The 15,895-nt window shown below is 70.4% G+C and carries 9 protein-coding genes; 2 read left to right on the top strand and 7 right to left on the bottom strand.

Going from position 1 to position 15,895, the window contains the following annotated elements; translation table 11 throughout:
- Positions 1–5: 5 nt before the first annotated feature.
- The gene (locus tag K9U37_RS18915) at positions 6–4,514 is read right to left on the bottom strand and encodes an ATP-dependent helicase (RefSeq protein WP_243073469.1); all 4,509 of its coding nucleotides are present in this window, start codon (positions 4,512–4,514) and stop codon (positions 6–8) included.
- 1,226 nt (positions 4,515–5,740) lie between these two features.
- Here K9U37_RS18915 and K9U37_RS18910 point away from each other — a divergent pair.
- Positions 5,741–5,911, top strand: a complete 171-nt coding sequence (locus tag K9U37_RS18910; protein ID WP_243073000.1) for a hypothetical protein — start codon at positions 5,741–5,743, stop codon at positions 5,909–5,911.
- 500 nt (positions 5,912–6,411) lie between these two features.
- Here K9U37_RS18910 and K9U37_RS18905 read toward each other — a convergent pair whose 3' ends face one another.
- From K9U37_RS18905 to hglS, 4 genes are all read right to left on the bottom strand, one after another.
- Positions 6,412–6,654, bottom strand: coding sequence for a cytochrome P450 (locus K9U37_RS18905; RefSeq protein ID WP_243072999.1), 243 nt, complete (start codon positions 6,652–6,654; stop codon positions 6,412–6,414).
- Positions 6,655–6,732: 78 nt separating this feature from the next.
- Positions 6,733–7,380 (bottom strand): TetR/AcrR family transcriptional regulator, encoded by a 648-nt coding sequence (locus K9U37_RS18900; RefSeq protein WP_243072998.1) that lies wholly within the window; start codon positions 7,378–7,380, stop codon positions 6,733–6,735.
- 140 nt (positions 7,381–7,520) lie between these two features.
- Positions 7,521–9,074 (bottom strand): L-piperidine-6-carboxylate dehydrogenase, encoded by a 1,554-nt coding sequence (gene amaB, locus K9U37_RS18895; protein ID WP_243072997.1) that lies wholly within the window; start codon positions 9,072–9,074, stop codon positions 7,521–7,523.
- A complete protein-coding gene (hglS, locus tag K9U37_RS18890) occupies positions 9,071–10,318 on the bottom strand; it encodes a 2-oxoadipate dioxygenase/decarboxylase (RefSeq protein ID WP_243072996.1) in 1,248 nt (415 codons plus the stop codon). The genes amaB and hglS overlap by 4 nt, the downstream gene beginning before the upstream one ends.
- Positions 10,319–10,348: 30 nt before the next feature.
- On the opposite strand from hglS, the gene K9U37_RS18885 reads away from it, so the two are divergent.
- Positions 10,349–10,822: an Lrp/AsnC family transcriptional regulator gene (locus tag K9U37_RS18885; RefSeq protein ID WP_243072995.1), complete on the top strand. Its 474-nt coding sequence runs from the start codon at positions 10,349–10,351 to the stop codon at positions 10,820–10,822.
- Positions 10,823–10,855: 33 nt separating this feature from the next.
- On the opposite strand, the gene K9U37_RS18880 is transcribed toward K9U37_RS18885, so the two are convergent.
- Both K9U37_RS18880 and K9U37_RS18875 read right to left on the bottom strand, forming a co-directional pair.
- A complete protein-coding gene (locus K9U37_RS18880) occupies positions 10,856–11,272 on the bottom strand; it encodes a hypothetical protein (protein ID WP_243072994.1) in 417 nt (138 codons plus the stop codon).
- Between the two features lie 22 nt (positions 11,273–11,294).
- Entirely contained in the window at positions 11,295–15,818 is a 4,524-nt protein-coding gene (locus K9U37_RS18875) for a cation-translocating P-type ATPase (protein WP_243072993.1), read from the bottom strand.
- Positions 15,819–15,895: the final 77 nt, after the last annotated feature.

Genomic DNA, 15,895 nt, shown 5'->3' with positions numbered 1-15,895 from the left:
GGCAGTTACCGAATCCGAAGCCCCCGCGGGGTGCGGGCGAATCCAGCATCGACCAGGGCGTCGGCAGTGATCCGGCGATCCGGGTGCGCGGCGGCCTCCAGGGCCGGGACCCCGTCGAGCTTCTCGACCAGGATGCCGCCGATGCGGCCACTGCTGACCAGGTCGGCCAGTGCACCAGCGGCGGCGCGCTGCGCCTCCGCATCGGCGCTGAAGTTCAGCAGCGAGCGTCCACCGCGTTCGGAGAACCACACCAGATCGCCGTCGACCAGCACGACCAGCGCGCCGGCCTTGCGGCCGGGCCGGTGGCCGGCGTCGGTGTCCGCCCTTGCCGGCCACGGCAAGGCCGCGCCGTACGGGTTCGCGGGGTCGGCGGCAGCAAGCACGGTCGCCTGGTAGTCCGGGCGCTCCGGGTCGACCCCGTCGAGGTAGGTACGCAAGCGATCCACGGTCGAGGCCACGGCGAACTGCGCGCCGCCCAGCGACTCGACGAAGTAGCCGCGCTGGCAGCGCCCGGCCTCCTCGAACCCGCTGAGCACCTTGTACAGCGTCGCGAAGCCGCCAGGTATGCCTTCATTAGCGACCGCGCCCTTGGTCAGCACGCCGTGGCGGTTCAGCAGCAGCTCCGCGGAGAAGTGTGCCCGCACAGTCGAATCCGGCTCCGCCGCTGGCAATGCCGACCAGCGTCCGGCGACTGTCGGGTCGACCGGCCGATTCTGCGGGTGTGCGACCGAGTAGCGGCTGAGCCTCGGGGCCCGGCGCTGTCGGTGCGCGGGTGCGGCGGGCCGACGGGTGCCCGGCGTGCGTCCGCCGGACAGCATCGCCCGTACCGGGGCGAAGGTGTCGCCGGTGACCCAGCCCGCCCAGATCAGTTCCCACAGGGCGGTTTTGACCTCATCCTCCGACCCCTGCACGAGCTGGCGGAAGAAGAACGCACCCCGTGATTCACCGGGTGAGCCGAGCACGTCGAAGATCGCGCGGTGGGCGCCGGTGAACTCGATCGCGGCCGGTGCGGCCAGGGTGAGCGCAGCGGTGTCGGCGTGGTGGAAGGCGATCCAGCCGTCGCTGCCGGAGATCGATCCGGCGCCCGACCAGGTGACCTCACCGGAGGCCAGTAGCTCGTCGAGCATCGCCGGCTGGTAGTCGCGAACCCGTGGCGCGAACACCAGCGGTTCGACGGCCGACGCCGGGATCGGCACGCCCGCAAGCTGATCGATGACACCGGCCAAACCGTCGACCCCGGAGGTCGCCGAGCGGCCGACCTGCTGCCAGGCGGGCAGGAACCGCGCGTAGGCGGCGGTGCTGACCGGCTCCACCTGGGCGCGCAACGCGGCCAGCGAACGTCGGCGCAGGATCCGCAGCACCTCGGCCTCACACCACTGGTCGGCATCGTCGGCGGCCACGAACTCACCGCGAACCAGCTTGCCGTCCAATGCCATTCGGCCCAGCACGTCGGCGGCCACGCGCAGGCCGAGACCGAACCGGGCGGCCGCCTCGGCGGTGGTGAACGGGCCCTGGGTCCGCGCAAACCGGCCCAGCAGCTCGCCGAGCGGATCGGGCACGGTCTCGGTGAAACTCGTCGGCACGCCGACCGGAACGGCCACCCCGACCGCGTCCCGCAACCGGCCGATGTCCTCGATGCCCACCCACCACGACTGGCCCGCATACGACACCGGCAGAACGCGTTTGGCGGCGTGCAAACCGGCCAGCCAGCCGCCGACATCGGTAGCCGTCGAGCGCACGGCGATCTCGGCCTCGGTGAGCGGGCCGAGCAGGCGCAGCAGGTCTGCCACTGCCTCGGCATCGCGAGCCTTGCGGTCGTCGGTCAGATGCTGCAGCTGCCGCGACGTGGCGGCGATGATCTCGGGGTCGAGCAGCTCACGCAGTTCGACGCGGCCGAGGAGTTCGGCCAACAGGGTGCTGTCCAGTGACAGGGCCGCCGCACGACGCTCGGCCAGCGGACTGTCGCCCTCGAAGATGAACGCGCCGACGTACCCGAACAGCAGCGACGCCGCGAACGGTGAGGGAGTCTGGGTCTCGACCTCCACCAGTCGCACCCGGCGCTGCTCGATGCGGCTCATCAGGTCGGTCAGGGTGGGCACGTCGTAGACGTCCTGCAGACACTCCCGGACCGTCTCCAACACGATCGGGAAGTCCGGGTATTTGCGTGCCACCTCGAGCAATTGGGCCGCGCGCTGCCGCTGCTGCCACAGCGGCGAGCGCTTGCCGGGATGCCGCCTCGGCAGCAGCAGAGCCCGCGCCGCACACTCCCGGAACCGGGAGGCGAACAGCGCCGAGCCGCCGACTTCGGTGGTCACCAGCGGCTCGATCTCGTCGGGTGCGAAGACGAACAACTCCGCACCGGGCGGGGTGTCCTCGGTGTCGGGCAGCCGCACCACGATGCCGTCATCCGATGCGGTCGGCTTCTCGTCGAGGCCGTAGCGCTCCAACAGGCGCCGGCTGACCGCCAACGCCAGCGGCCCGTGCACCTTCAGTCCGTACGGTGAGTGCAGGATCACCCGCCAGTCGCCCAGTTCGTCGCGGAAACGCTCCACCAACAACGTGGTGTCACTGGGCACAACCTTGGTGGCGGTGCGCTGCTCGTCGAGCAGTTGCCAGAGGTTGTCCGTGGCGTAGTCGGCGAAACCCAGCTCCGCACAGCGTATTTCGAAGCCCTCACGGCCCATCGCCGCGAGCTCGCCGGTGAACCGCCCGACCGCCTGGCCCAGTTCGGCGGGCCTTCCGGCGTCGTCGCCGCGCCAAAACGGCAGCCGCGCCGGCTGCCCCGGCGCCGGGATGACCAGCACCCGGTCGTGAGTGATCTCGGTGATCCGCCAACTGGTAGCGCCCAGCGAGATGACGTCGCCGGGTCGCGACTCGTAGACCATCTCCTCGTCGAGTTCGCCTACCCGTGAGGGCTTTTCGGAGTCGGTGGCAAGGTACACGGTGAACATGCCGCGGTCGGGGATCGCGCCGCCGGAGGTGACGGCCAGCCGCTGGGCGCCCGGCCGGGCGGTGAGCGTACCGGTGTCGCGGTCGTAGACCAGCCGCGGCCGCAGTTCGGCGAAGTCGGTGGACGGATACTTGCCGGAGAGCAGGTCCAGCGTGGCCTCGAAGACACTGCGCGGCAACGTCGCGAACGGGGCGCTGCGACGCACGACGTCGAACCACTTGTCGGCGCTCACCGACTCGAGTGCGCAGACCGCCACGGTATGCTGGGCCAGGATGTCGAGCGGATTGGCGGGCACCCGCATGGTCTCGATCTGGCCGGCGAGCATGCGTTGCACGCTGACCGCGCAGCCGATCAGGTCGGTGCGGTGCTTTGGAAACAGCACGCCACGCGAGATCTCGCCCACCTGGTGGCCGGCCCGGCCGATCCGTTGCAGCCCGCTGGCCACCGACGGCGGGGCCTCCACCTGGATCACCAGGTCGACCGCTCCCATGTCGATGCCCAGTTCCAGGCTCGACGTCGCCACGACGGACTTGAGCCGCCCGGTCTTCAGGTCATCCTCGACGGCCGCGCGCCGCTCCTTGGACACCGAGCCGTGGTGGGCGCGGGCCAGCAGCGCCTCGGCGCCGTAGGTCTGCCCACTGGCCATCTCGTGGGCGGGCGGGCCGCCGGGCACCTCCCGGTTGGGCGCCGCTGCCAGTTCGATACCGGAGCGTTCGGCGTGAATCTCGTTGATGCGGGCGGTGAGTCGCTCGGCCAGCCGCCGGGAGTTGGCGAACACGATAGTCGAGTTGTGCGCCTCGATCAGGTCGACGATTCGGGCCTCGACATCCGGCCAGATGGTGTTGTTCTCCAGGTTGGCCATGTCCGGCACTGGCACCTGCACCGTGAGCTCGAACGTCTTGGCCGCGGGCGGCGCGACGATGGTCGTCGGTCTGCTACCGGACAGGAACCGGGCGACCTCTTCGGGTGGACGGACCGTCGCCGACAGCCCGATCCGCTGGGCCGGCGTCTCCAGCAGCGCGTCGAGGCGTTCCAGCGACAGCGCCAGGTGCGCGCCGCGTTTGGTGCCTGCCACGGCGTGCACCTCGTCGACGATCACCGTCTGCACCTCGGCCAGCGTCTCGCGGGCCGCCGAGGTCAGCATCAGGAACAGTGACTCCGGCGTGGTGATCAGGATGTCCGGCGGCTTGGTGATCAGTTGACGGCGCTGGGCCGGGGGAGTGTCCCCAGAGCGCACCCCGACGCTGATCTGCGGGACGGGCAGTCCGTCGCGTTCGGCGATGCGGGTGATCCCGGTCAGCGGGGTGCGCAAGTTCCGCTCGACGTCGACCGCCAGCGCCTTGAGTGGCGAGACGTACAGCACCCGGGTGCCTTGGCCTTCTCGTAAGGCCAGCTGGTCGATCGCCCACAGGAACGCCGCCAGCGTCTTGCCCGACCCGGTCGGGGCGATGACCAGGGTGTTGTCCCCGTCGGCGATGGCCAACCAGGCCGCGGTCTGGGCCGGGGTTGGCTCGACGAAGGTGCCCTCGAACCAGCCCCGGGTCAGCGGGCTGAACCGGGCCATCGGGGCCAACGGGTTGGGGGAACTCACCTGTTCCAGAGTGCCAGGTGGCACCGACAAATTTGCGTGCGCGGTCCGCGGCGCAGCCATACCGGTGGCTGAAGTGCTCGTCAGAGCGGGGGTGCAGTGACGTCGACCGCCATGGTGCCATCAGAACCTCCGTGCGCGACGGACGCGAGGACGACGAAGAGACACGACGAAGAGACACGCTGTGAAAGCCTCCGCCTGAGAGGCGTTTACTGATCCCCGAGCCATACATGAGGGCGACCATTATGAGGGCTGTGCTGCAGCACCCTAGGACCCTCCGGTTCGCGAAGAGCCGTGTCGGCCGGTGCTCCCCGCGAGCGCGACGGTGGATGATGATCGGTCCGGTGAGTGCCGGGCGGGCTGATGAGCGACGCGATCGGAGTGAATCGCCCCTGGACCTGCCGCCTGCAGTTCTGAGACTGGCTGGTGTGGCGGGCGCAGCCGAACTGGCGCCGACGTTGGACAGACGTCCCGCGATCTGGGAGAACACGAAGGCCACTGCACAGTAGGTGAAGATGATCGGCGCGAAGATGATGACGCTGGGAATGATCACAATCGGGGCGACCGCATTCAAGAAGTGATCGGTCGTCGTCGCTGATGCGGAGCTGCCGGCCTGCCTACCGCGTACCGGCGCCGAGGCGATGGGTGCGGTGGTGGTGGTGTTCTGCAGAAGCGCCCTCGACGCCGCTGTCGACGAGACCGCGAAGGAGGCGGTCCTCACGTGGTCGCCGACCGGCGCGGCCGTGACGAGCCCGATCGCGAGGATGCCGGCACAGAGGGCTGCGCCGCCGGCGGAGAAAGGGGCCCGCGCGGGCGGGTTCGGCGTGACCGCATCCATCACTATTGCCTGCGGTGCGAGGCAGGGTTGCCCGTGGAACCGGGGCGGCAGACGATGCGGCGGCGGAAGGGGGCCGAGGCGTCGCCGCCCTGTTGGCCCCGAGGCCTGAGGTGAGCTTCTGGGGGGCCGAAACCACCAGCACGAGTCCCAGAAACGCAAAGGTTCACCTGTTGACCGGCTAAGTTGGTGTTGGAGGTCGACGGGATGCGTTGCGCAAGAACGGCGCTCGGAGATAGCGCCGATTCCAGGCTGTATGTGAGCCCAGGACTACTCAGCCTCGGCGGTGCGGCTCAGCAATCCGGCCAACTCCTCGCGGCTGGCGGTTCCGGTCCTGACCATCGCGCGGTAGATGTGGCTCTCGACGGTGCGCACCGACAAAGTCAGCCGCGCCGCCACTTCGCTGGGCCAGTGCCGCCGCGCGGTCCGAACACCCCAACGCCGATCCGCGGCGGTCCTCGTCGCGGTACGCGAGGGCGGCGTGGGCTGCGGCGTCGACGGCGGCAAGCACGTCCCCGAACTTCTCGAATTCGTCTGACGCGGAGACTAACTCAGCTGCATCCCCGTCGTGCAGCACGGAAGCGAAGCGTGCGGCCAGGCCGACGCGCAGCCCCTCGACAATCGAGGCGAGCTCGGTGAGCCGGGGAACGCAGCTGCGGTCCCCGAATTGGGTTGCAGTCTGCAGACACATCACTTCTGCAGGAATTGCCCTTTGGCAGCGGCTCTTTCTGCCGCGGCCAGCGCTGTGGCGATCGCCTCGCTGACTGCCCCCTGTCCGGCAGCCACCCACGCTCGTGCCAGGCTGCGTTCGTAGTCCAGTGACCGGAAAGCCCTTGGCCGCTTGTCGAGGGAAGCGAGCCCAGCGGAGGCTTCCGTGGTTGCGCTGCGCATTGCCAGCGCCGTCACGCGTGTGACCTGGTAGCGGTATCCTCAGCCTCATGGCCTCGTCGAGCAGCGAGACCGCAGCGTCGAGGCGCCCCGCCGAGTTGTGCGCGACCCGCCACTGCGGCGCCCAGTAGTTGCGCCGCCCCTGGCAGATCAGCTGCCTGCCGACGTACCCGCTCGGCCACATCCAGGGCATCGGCAATCCGCCCGGCCAGCAGCAGTGCGGATGTCGATGTCCGCGGTGGCCCACCGGCTCGGGAAGAACTGCACCGATCCCTGAAGCCGCTGCACCTCCTCCACGGTGCGCGGAACCAGTTCGGGGTTGTCCCGCACCAGATCCCAGGAAGCCTGGTTGCGCAGCAGTGGCACTTTGTTGAGATCGACCACCAAGCGCATGAGCGCAGAGACTAGCCCGGCTCGGCGGCCGTGACCGAGGATCGGTGTCGACCGCTACCTTGATCCTGGTGTTCGGGCTCACGTTCGAACGGCCTGGGCCAGCGCGGCCGGGATTCCGGGGACCCGCGCGACCGCGTCGAGCAGGGCGTGGGCGCAGGAGTCGGCCAGCCAGTTGGCGTCGACCGACGGATCCAGGATGCGCTGGCGGCACAGCTCGAAGGTGAACGCCAGCCAGCCGTAGACGATCACCTGCAGGTCGCGTTCGACCTTGGAGCCCAGATCTCCGGACACCACATCGGTGACCGCCGCCATGATCCGCTGCATCTGCCGCTCGTTGTCGACGTCGTCGATGCCGCGTAACACCGGGTCGGTGCGGCCCATCCCAATGTAGGCCGCCCACGCACCGTGCGGATGCTCCTCGTCGTACCGCATGTAGGCCAGTACGCCGCTGCGCAGTCGGTCGAACAGGGTTTGCCCCTCGGCCGCCGGGGTGTTGGTGGCCTCGAAAAGCCGCTCGCTCTCCGCGCGGACCACGGCGGCGAAGAAGGCCCGTTTGTCGGGAAAGTAGTGGTACATCAGGGCACGCGACACCCCGGCCCGTTCGGCGATCTCGTCGATGCGGACCTCGTCGTAGGGTCGCTGCCCGAAGACCTCGGCGCCCAGGGCGAGCAGCTCGCTGCGCCGGTCCTTCGGGGATAGGCGTCGGCGGGCGGTCGGCTCGGACATGCGCCCATACTGGCACATGTACAACAGCCGCTGACGATTCACGAACGCGTGGCGCCGATGGGTAACGCAGCGCCGGCGCAGGATGGGACTGCGCCCGTCGGCCGGGGCAGGCGGCCTCGTTCGGGCATCGACGGTTGCTCCTAGCCGAAATGCACGCCCTGAGCCAGCGGCAGCTCCGAGGAGTAGTTGACCGTGTTGGTGGTCCGCCGCATGTAGGCCTTCCACGAGTCCGACCCGGACTCTCGGCCGCCACCGGTCTGCTTCTCGCCGCCGAACGCCCCGCCGATCTCCGCACCCGAGGTACCGATGTTGACGTTGGCGATCCCGCAGTCCGAACCGTCGGCGGCCAGGAACCGCTCCGCCTCGCGGACGTCGGTGGTGAAGATCGCTGACGAAAGACCCTGCGGGACAGCATTGTTCAGTGCAATCGCCTCGTCGAGCGTCTTGTAGGTCAGCACGTAGAGAATCGGTGCGAACGTCTCGTGGTGCACCACCTCGGTCTGGGCGGGCATCCGCACCACCGCGGGCGCGACGTAGAACGCGTTCTCACCGTTCTGGCCGCCGATGTGGTGACGCTCGCCGCCGATCACCTCGCCGCCGTCGGCGCGGGCCTGCTCCAGCGCGCCGACCATGTTGCGGTAGGCGGTCTCGTGGATCAGCGGTCCGACCAGCGTTCCGTCCGCCGCCGGGTCACCGATCGGAAGGGTGCGGCAGGCGGCGACGATCCGCTCGACCAGCGCGTCGACCATCGAGGAGTGCACAATCAGCCGCCGCAGTGTGGTGCAGCGCTGACCCGCGGTGCCGGCCGCCGAGAAGACGATGGCGCGCACGGCAAGGTCGAGGTCGGCCGACGGGGTCACGATGGCCGCGTTGTTGCCGCCGAGTTCGAGCAGGACCCGGCCGAAGCGCTCGGCGACCCGCGGGCCGACCTGCCGTCCCATCTGTAACGAACCGGTGGCCGACACCAGCGCCACCCGCGGATCGTTGACCAGCAGTTCGCCGACCTCGCGCCCGCCGAGCACCAGCCGGCTCACCGCGGACGGGGCGCCGACGTCGGCGGCCGCCCGCTCGATCAGCGACTGGCAGGCGATCGCGGTCAACGGGGTGAGTTCGGAGGGCTTCCACACCACCGTGTCGCCGCACACCAGCGCCACCGCGGAGTTCCACGCCCACACCGCGACCGGAAAGTTGAATGCGGTGATGACACCGACGACGCCGAGGGGATGCCAGGTCTCCATCAGACGGTGACCGGGACGCTCGGAGGCGATGGTGCGGCCGTACAGCTGACGGGACAGCCCGACGGCGAAGTCGCAGATGTCGATCATCTCCTGGACCTCGCCGAGCGCCTCGGAGGTGATCTTGCCCGCCTCGATGCTCACCAGCGTGGCCAAATCGGCCTTGTGTGCGCGCAGTAGCTCGCCAAGGCGCGCCACCAGTCGGCCGCGCACCGGTGCCGGCGTGCCACGCCAATCCGGAAATGCTTGCGCTGCTTCGGAAATCGCGGCATCAGCCTCGGCGGGGGTGGTCTCGGCGACGGTGAACAGGACCTCGCCGGTCACCGGGGTGCTGGCCTGCCGGCCGGGTACGCCCGGTTCGGCGAGATCCACCTCGGCACCGATGGCGTCGAAGGCGTGGCGTACCCGGGCCTGCAGTTCGGCGAGGGTGGGCAACGCGGTGGCGGTGGTGGTGCTCATGCGGGCGGCTCCTGGGCGGTTGCGTCATACAGGTCATACGGATCGTGGATGTGGTGACCGATGGCGGCGGCCATCCAGTCCAGGCCGTAGCCGGATTCGTCAGCCCCGGCGGCTGCTTCGGTGTCGACGTCGAGGTTCGACCGGAAGATCCCCGCCGCCGAGGCGGGCAGGAAGTCCTCGTAGACCACCGGTGCCGCCGGGTCGCCCTGGTGGTAGTAGGCCAGCCCCGCCGACGCCATCTCGTCGTCGGTGTTCGGGAAGTAGTCGCCCCACACCGCGGCGGGGTCGGCGGTGGCCATGGCGGCATCGAACTGTTCGCGGCCCTTGCGGGTCAGCGCGACCCCACGCGCCTCGACCTCGCCGAAGCGCACCCGCAGCGTGCCCTCGCTCACCGTGCCGTCCGCCTCGCGGAACCGCCGCGGCTCGGCGAGCGCACGAAAAGACGTCTGGCGCAACAACACATCCGGACCGTCCCAGCGCGGCGGTCCCTGGATGGCGTCGATCATCGCGATTCCGCGCTCGGTCATCCGCCGGTAGAGGTCGTCGATGTCCAGGACACGCGGGGTCAGATGGTTGATGTGGGTGGTATTCACCCCGGCGATGTCGGCGGCCACCGCCGACACGGCGGTCAGTTCGGCGTACCAGGCGCGGTCCACCGGTTCGGACGACAAGACGAACGACGCCACCGCACGCGCGAGGAAGTCCCCGGCTCGGTCCGCGGCACCGCAGCCACCGTCGGCCGCGATCCGGCGGGCGTCGGCGATCAGCGCGGGATCGAACAACCGACGCCCACCGAGGAACCGCTCCACCCTGGACCGCAGGTCGCTGTCGAAGAACCGGCCGTCGCGCATGGCCAGCATCGACGTGAACACCCGAAACGGGTTGTGCGCCAGCTCTTTGGAGTCGACGGGCCGAAAGACCGTGGACACTACCGGAACGGGGGAGGCGGCGTCGCGCAGGTCGTAGAAGCCGACCGGGTACATGCCGAACGCCGCGAACAGGTCTGCGACGTCCGCCAGTTCGGCCGGGGTGCCGACGCGGATCGCGCCGTGCCGTTCGGCGGTGACCCGGTCCAGCGACCCCAGTCGCTCGGCTTCGGGGTGGGCGGCCATGTAGTCGCGGTTGACGGCCTCGCTGGCCTCCACGAGCGTGGTGTATGCGGGCACCTCGGCGCCGTACATCGTCGACAGGGCGGCGGCGAAGCGGGCACGCAGCTGCCAGGTCGGGATCTGCGGTGTGCTCATCGGGCGCATCCCGTCCGATAGTGTGCGGCCATGGCGGAGAGCGGGGAACCGGCCCGCGGCCTCGACGAGATCGACCGTACGCTGGTGCGTGAGCTCGTCGCCGACGGCCGGGCCACGCTGGCGCACCTGGCCGCGACCACGGGCCTTTCGGTGTCGGCGGTGCAGTCGCGGGTGCGGCGGCTGGAGGCCCGCAATGTGGTGACCGGATACAGTGCCCGCGTCGACCCCGAGGCGTTCGGGCACATGCTGTCGGCGTTCGTCGCGATCACCCCTTTGGATCCTTCTCAACCTGATGATGCGCCTACTCGCCTGGAGCACATCGCCGAAATCGAGGCATGCTACTCGGTGGCCGGCGAGGAGAGCTACATCCTGTTCGTGCGCGTCGAGTCACCGCGGGACTTGGAAACGCTGCTGCAGCAGATCCGCACCGCCGCGAACGTACGTACCCGAAGCACGATCATTCTAAACACATTTTACAGTAATCGCGCATATCTACCGGAATAGTTCCGGCACGGACGGGCTAGAATCCGTTATTTTCTAGGCTGAAGGACGTTTGACGGGTGCCTTCTTGACGGCCTTCTCGGCCGGGGCCTTCTTCGCCGCCGCTTTCTTCGCGGGCGCCTTCTTGGCCGCCGCTTTCTTCGCGGGCGCCTTCTTGGCCGCCGCTTTCTTCGCGGGCGCAGGCGCGGCGGGGGCCAGCACGTGCTGATCCTCGCGCTGCTCGACCTCCGAGAAGTGCCGGGCGACCAGTGCCGAACCCAGTCCCATCGCCAGCGCCACCGGCCAGTCGATCAACTCGAGTACGGCCAGACCACCCAGTACGCCGTAGAACGCCAGCTGGTCAGGTGGGGGAACCCGCACGGCGCCGATCAGGGGCAGCCGGATCGAGAAGCGGCGGGCCTCCGCGACACGCTTGGATGCGTCGCGCTGGGCCGCCGCGAGCGACCTAGTCATTGTGAACATGTTCGTGTCCTATTCACTCTCGAGACCCGTTGAGGTCATGGGACTTCGCTTGCCTGGAGTTGTGACCGAAGCCCTGCGCCTCAGCGGACCCGACGCCCTCGTCATGGTGGGGGTTCGACTGCTGACGCCCCCGGTTCGGGAGATCTACGCCCTGCTGGTCCAAGCCGGCATCGTCGTCGTCGACGACTGACCCGGCGACCAGCGCGTAGCCCTTCGAACCGATCCACTCCAGCACCGCCGGAGCCAGCGCCGACAGCGAGGCGGCGACCGCGGTGGCGAGGAAGGCCTGACCCCAGCCCAGCGGATCCACCGGGGTGCATCCGAAGATCTGGCTCACCCCCGGTGTGCTGATCACCGCGGCCAGCACGAGGAACGAGCCTGCCGCCGTCGAAACCACAAGCGGCGCACGGGAATCCGCGAGCGTCTGGGCCAGCTGCGTGGAGACCAGGCCGATCAGTGCGATCGTCGCAGCCCGCCGCTGGGTACCGGTCATCCGGCCCATCAGCCAAGCCAGCGTGGCGCCCGCGGTGGTGGCCGTGCCGCGGATGGCGATCGCCCGCCACATCGCCGACTCGTCGCGGTGCAGCGTGCCGGTGCCGCCCTGGTTGCTGACGGCCAGCGCGGCGGCGGGCAGCGCGTCGGTGAGCATGTTGACCAGCAGCATCTGGCGCGCGTTGAGCACCGACCGTCCGGTCGCCAAACTGGTGATCAGCGCGAACGCCACTTCGCCGGCATTGCCGCCCAGCAGCATCGACACCGCCGACTGCACCCGGCGCCACAACTGCTCGCCTTCGTCGAGCGCGTCGAGCAGGGCCTCGATTCGGCCGTCGAGCAGCATCACGTCGGCGGCGGTGCGGGCCGGGTCGCTGCCCGGGGCGGCCACCCCGATACCGACGCTGGCGGCCCGGATCGCCGCTGCGTCGTTGGCGCCGTCGCCGACCATCGCAGTCACCAGACCGATGCGCTCGAGCGTCTGCACCACGTCGATCTTGTGCTCCGGCGACATCCGCGCGAAGACCAGCCGCTCAACCACGGCCTGCTCCCGCTCGCCGACCGACATCGACTCCCACTCGCTGCCGGTGATCACCTGCTCCTCGGTGACCGCGAGGCCGAGGTCGTTGGCGATCACCGCGGCCGTCACGGGGTGGTCGCCGGTGATCAGGCGGACCCCGATGCCGCGGGCGCCGAGATCGGCCAGCAGCGCCGCCGCAGTCGGGCGCGGTGTGTCGGCCAAGCCGAGCAGCCCGATGGGCGTCAGCCCTGAGCCGCACAGCTGTTCCATCGCGGCCGGGTCGGCGGCCGCCTGGGCGGCCTCCAGCTCGGTCAGCTCTCGCTCGGCCACGGCCAGCACCCGCAGCCCCTCGGCGGCAAGGCGCTCGATCGCCGGCCCCAGCCGATCGCGGTCGCCGTTCAGGGCCGCTGAGAGCACCTCGGGTGCGCCCTTGATCGTCAGCCGGGTTCCGACGAGTGCGGCGGCGAACGGCCGTCCGGACTGGAACGGCAGGTACGCGTCGCGCTCCGATGCGTCGACGGGCCCGGCGGCGCGGCGCACCGCGGCGTCGGTGGCGTGGTCGGCGCGGCCGTTGCGGGCGAAGACGGTGCTCAACGCGGCGCGGACGACGTCGTCGCGGCTATGGCCGCGTACCGGCTGCACCTGCTTGACCTGCAGCCGATTCTCGCTGAGTGTGCCGGTCTTGTCGAAGCACACCACATCGAGGCGGGCCAGCGCCTCCACCGAGTTGGCGTTGCGGATCAGCACGTGCTCGCTGGACAGTCGGCGGGCGGCCGCCAACTGTGCCAGCGTCGCGACGAGGGGCAGGCCTTCGGGCACCGCCGCGACCATCAGAGCCACCGCGCTGCCGACCGCCTCGCGCAGCGGCGTGCCGCGCAGCGCCGAGAAGGCGCCGACGGCCGCCCCGCTGGCCAGGCTCCACGGCAGCGCCCGGCTGGTGATGTGGGCCAGTTGGCGCTGCAGGCCGATCTGGCGGCTCTTGGTCGGGGCCATCGCCATCGCGCGGTGTATCTCGGTGCTGCGCCCGACCGTGGTCACCACCGCAACCGCGGTGCCGGCCACCATCGTCGTGCCGGCGTAGACCATGCCGGACCGTTCGGCCAGCGGCGCACCCGGCGTCGGGTCGGTCTGCTTGGGCACCGGCAACGACTCGCCCGTCAAAGTCGACTCGTCGACCTCGACGTTGGCGGCCTCGATGAGCCGCGCGTCGGCCGGCACCACCTCGCCGGCGTGGATCTCGATCACGTCACCAGGTCGCAGCGTCCCCGCCGCGACATCCTCGGTGGCGCCCTCGTCGAGCGGGCCCACGCGGCGTCGGGCCAGTGGATCCTGCACGGCCAGCAGGCGGCGCAGCACCCGCTCGGCATGCAGCTGCTGTTCGGAGGACAGCGCGGCGTTGGCCAGCAGGACTCCGCCGACCAGGGCGGCATCCAACGGGGAGCCGAGCAGCGCGCTGGCCACCGCGCCGGTGGCCAGGATCGGCGTGATCGGGTCGGCCAGATTGGTCCGCATCTCGCCGACGAACTCACCGGCCAGCGACCAGGTGGCCGACGCGGCCCGCCCGGCCAGACGCGCTGGCGCCAACAGCAGATTCGGCGCGGCAGACGGCTGTCTGGGTGCCGATGCGGGGCGGGGCAGTAGTCGTTGCACCTCGCTGACCGGCAGGGAGTACCACTCGTGGCCGGGCTCGGGAGCGGGCAGTGCGTCGCCGAAAACCTTGTTGCCCGCGGTGAATCCGGCCCATAGACCGCCGAGCACACCGGCGTTGACCGACTCGGGGCCATTGCCCGGCACGCCGGGGATCAGCATCAGCGCGCCGATGGCCGAGCTGGACATCGACAGCCGCACACCGTGACTGCCGGCCGCGCGGGCCGCGGGCATCGCGTGCAGGATCCGCCAGACCGCGAGAAGGTCAGGGACGAACATGTCGGCGCCCCACGGCGGCACCGCGCCCCGCATGATGCCGATGGTGATCCCAGCCTCGTGCGCGGCGGTCATGTCGGAGGTGGTCACCAGCGCCACCGTCGCGCCGTCGGCGCCCGCCTGCGCGACGGCGTCGGCCAGGGTGTCGTCCAAAGACCCGGTCATCGGGAAGAGCGTGTCGAAACCCTGTGTCAGCGAACGCAATCCGTCGTCGTCGACGGAGACCAACCGCACCCCGGCCCGGCGCGCCTCGGCGACCACCGCGGTGGCGAACGGGTCGCGGACCGGACTGACCAGCGCTTCGCCGGCGCGCCCGGCGCCGCGGATCGACGACAGCTTGTGCCAGCCGGGCCCGAGCTTGCCGTCCTCGAGCGCGAACTGGGCCGCCTCCCACGCCTTGGTGCGATGCAAGTTGGTCACCCCGCGGACCCGGGTGATGGTCAGCTCATCGGTGTAGAGGGCGCGCGGATCGATAACGATGACGTCGACGCGGTCCAGTGCGCGCAGCACGCGGGGCCGCACCACCAGGGCGTCGTGATGAGTGGTCAGCCCACAGGTCATCGCAGCGCCGAATGCCTCCCGGGTGGCCCGCGTCGGCTTGGGTGCGGTAACCAGGGCGGTGGCCCCGGTGATCGCCGGGTTGCGCGACAGTGCGCCGATCACCGCGGCGGCGCTCAGGCCGATCCAGCCGAACCGGTTGGCGAAGTCCTCGCCGGGCCCGGCGGCGAAGATCGCGGTGCCTGGCGCGGGCGAACCGCCCTCGGGGCAGTTCTGCGCCAGCAGTTCTTCGTGGCGGCCCCAGGCCAGCCGCGCGTTCCAGGCTTCGACGGTCAGCATGGTCCGCGCCACCGCTTCGGCGGCGGCCGACGTCGGTGACACCGTCAGCGCTGCGGTCACCGAGTTGGCCACCGAGAACAGCAGATCGGTGCCTTCCGGGCCGAGCCGGCGGACCAGTTGATGGCGCACCGCGGGGATGTGGTCGGCCACCGTCGGGACCACCGACACCAGGTCGGGCACACCGGGCAGGCGCAGCGCCGTGCCGACGAGAGAGACGCCGAGGCTGGCGGTCGCGGCAGCAGCACCGAGCGCGCGGGCCACCAGAACGGAGTCGTCGCCGGGCAGGGTCAGTGGATGCTGACGGCGCGCGGGCTCGGTGCGGGCCCGCCGCTCGGCGTCGGCGACCACATCCGACAGGTTCTCGGCCGGTCCCTCCGGGGCCACGGTGACCACCAGTCGGGCCACCGAGCGGTTGAGCACCGCGTCGGTGACGCCCGGCACGGCGCGAACGGCGGCCAGCACCTCCTCGGCGATGGCAACCGCGTCCGGCCCGGCCAACCCGCGCACCTCGATCCAACGGCGCGCGCCGCGCCGGCTGATCCGCCGGTGCGGGGGGCCGCCGATCGCCTCGACCGCCATTCCCGCTGCCGCTCGGCCGACGGCGCGCGCGCCGGGGACAGCGCCGAGCGCGCGGCTTCCCACCCGGACGGCAGTGCTACCGCCGAGCAGCGCCGCGCCGCCGGCCAGCCCGACGGCGGTCGCGGTGAGCTGAATCGGTGCGGCGATCAACCCCCCGAGACCGGGCAGGCCAGGTCTGAATGACATGTCAGAGACGGTACCCGGCAAACATGACGTCTACGCTGTGAGCCCTTGACGCGGCACGCTTCGTAAATATTGCTTTC

It is taken from the genome of Candidatus Mycolicibacterium alkanivorans, assembly GCF_022760805.1.
Lineage (GTDB): Bacteria > Actinomycetota > Actinomycetes > Mycobacteriales > Mycobacteriaceae > Mycobacterium > Mycobacterium alkanivorans.
This window is presented reverse-complemented; position numbering and strand designations above follow the sequence as displayed.

Excerpts from the sequence above, each read along its gene's own strand:
- K9U37_RS18880 (WP_243072994.1), bottom strand. The coding sequence starts at position 11,272 with ATGACTAGGTCGCTCGCGGCGGCCCAGCGCGACGCATCCAAGCGTGTC.
- K9U37_RS18885 (WP_243072995.1), top strand. The coding sequence starts at position 10,349 with ATGGCGGAGAGCGGGGAACCGGCCCGCGGCCTCGACGAGATCGACCGT.
- hglS (WP_243072996.1), bottom strand. The coding sequence starts at position 10,318 with ATGAGCACACCGCAGATCCCGACCTGGCAGCTGCGTGCCCGCTTCGCC.
- amaB (WP_243072997.1), bottom strand. The coding sequence starts at position 9,074 with ATGAGCACCACCACCGCCACCGCGTTGCCCACCCTCGCCGAACTGCAG.
- K9U37_RS18915 (WP_243073469.1), bottom strand. The coding sequence starts at position 4,514 with ATGGCCCGGTTCAGCCCGCTGACCCGGGGCTGGTTCGAGGGCACCTTC.
- K9U37_RS18905 (WP_243072999.1), bottom strand. The coding sequence starts at position 6,654 with ATGCGCTTGGTGGTCGATCTCAACAAAGTGCCACTGCTGCGCAACCAG.
- K9U37_RS18900 (WP_243072998.1), bottom strand. The coding sequence starts at position 7,380 with ATGTCCGAGCCGACCGCCCGCCGACGCCTATCCCCGAAGGACCGGCGC.
- K9U37_RS18875 (WP_243072993.1), bottom strand. The coding sequence starts at position 15,818 with ATGTCATTCAGACCTGGCCTGCCCGGTCTCGGGGGGTTGATCGCCGCA.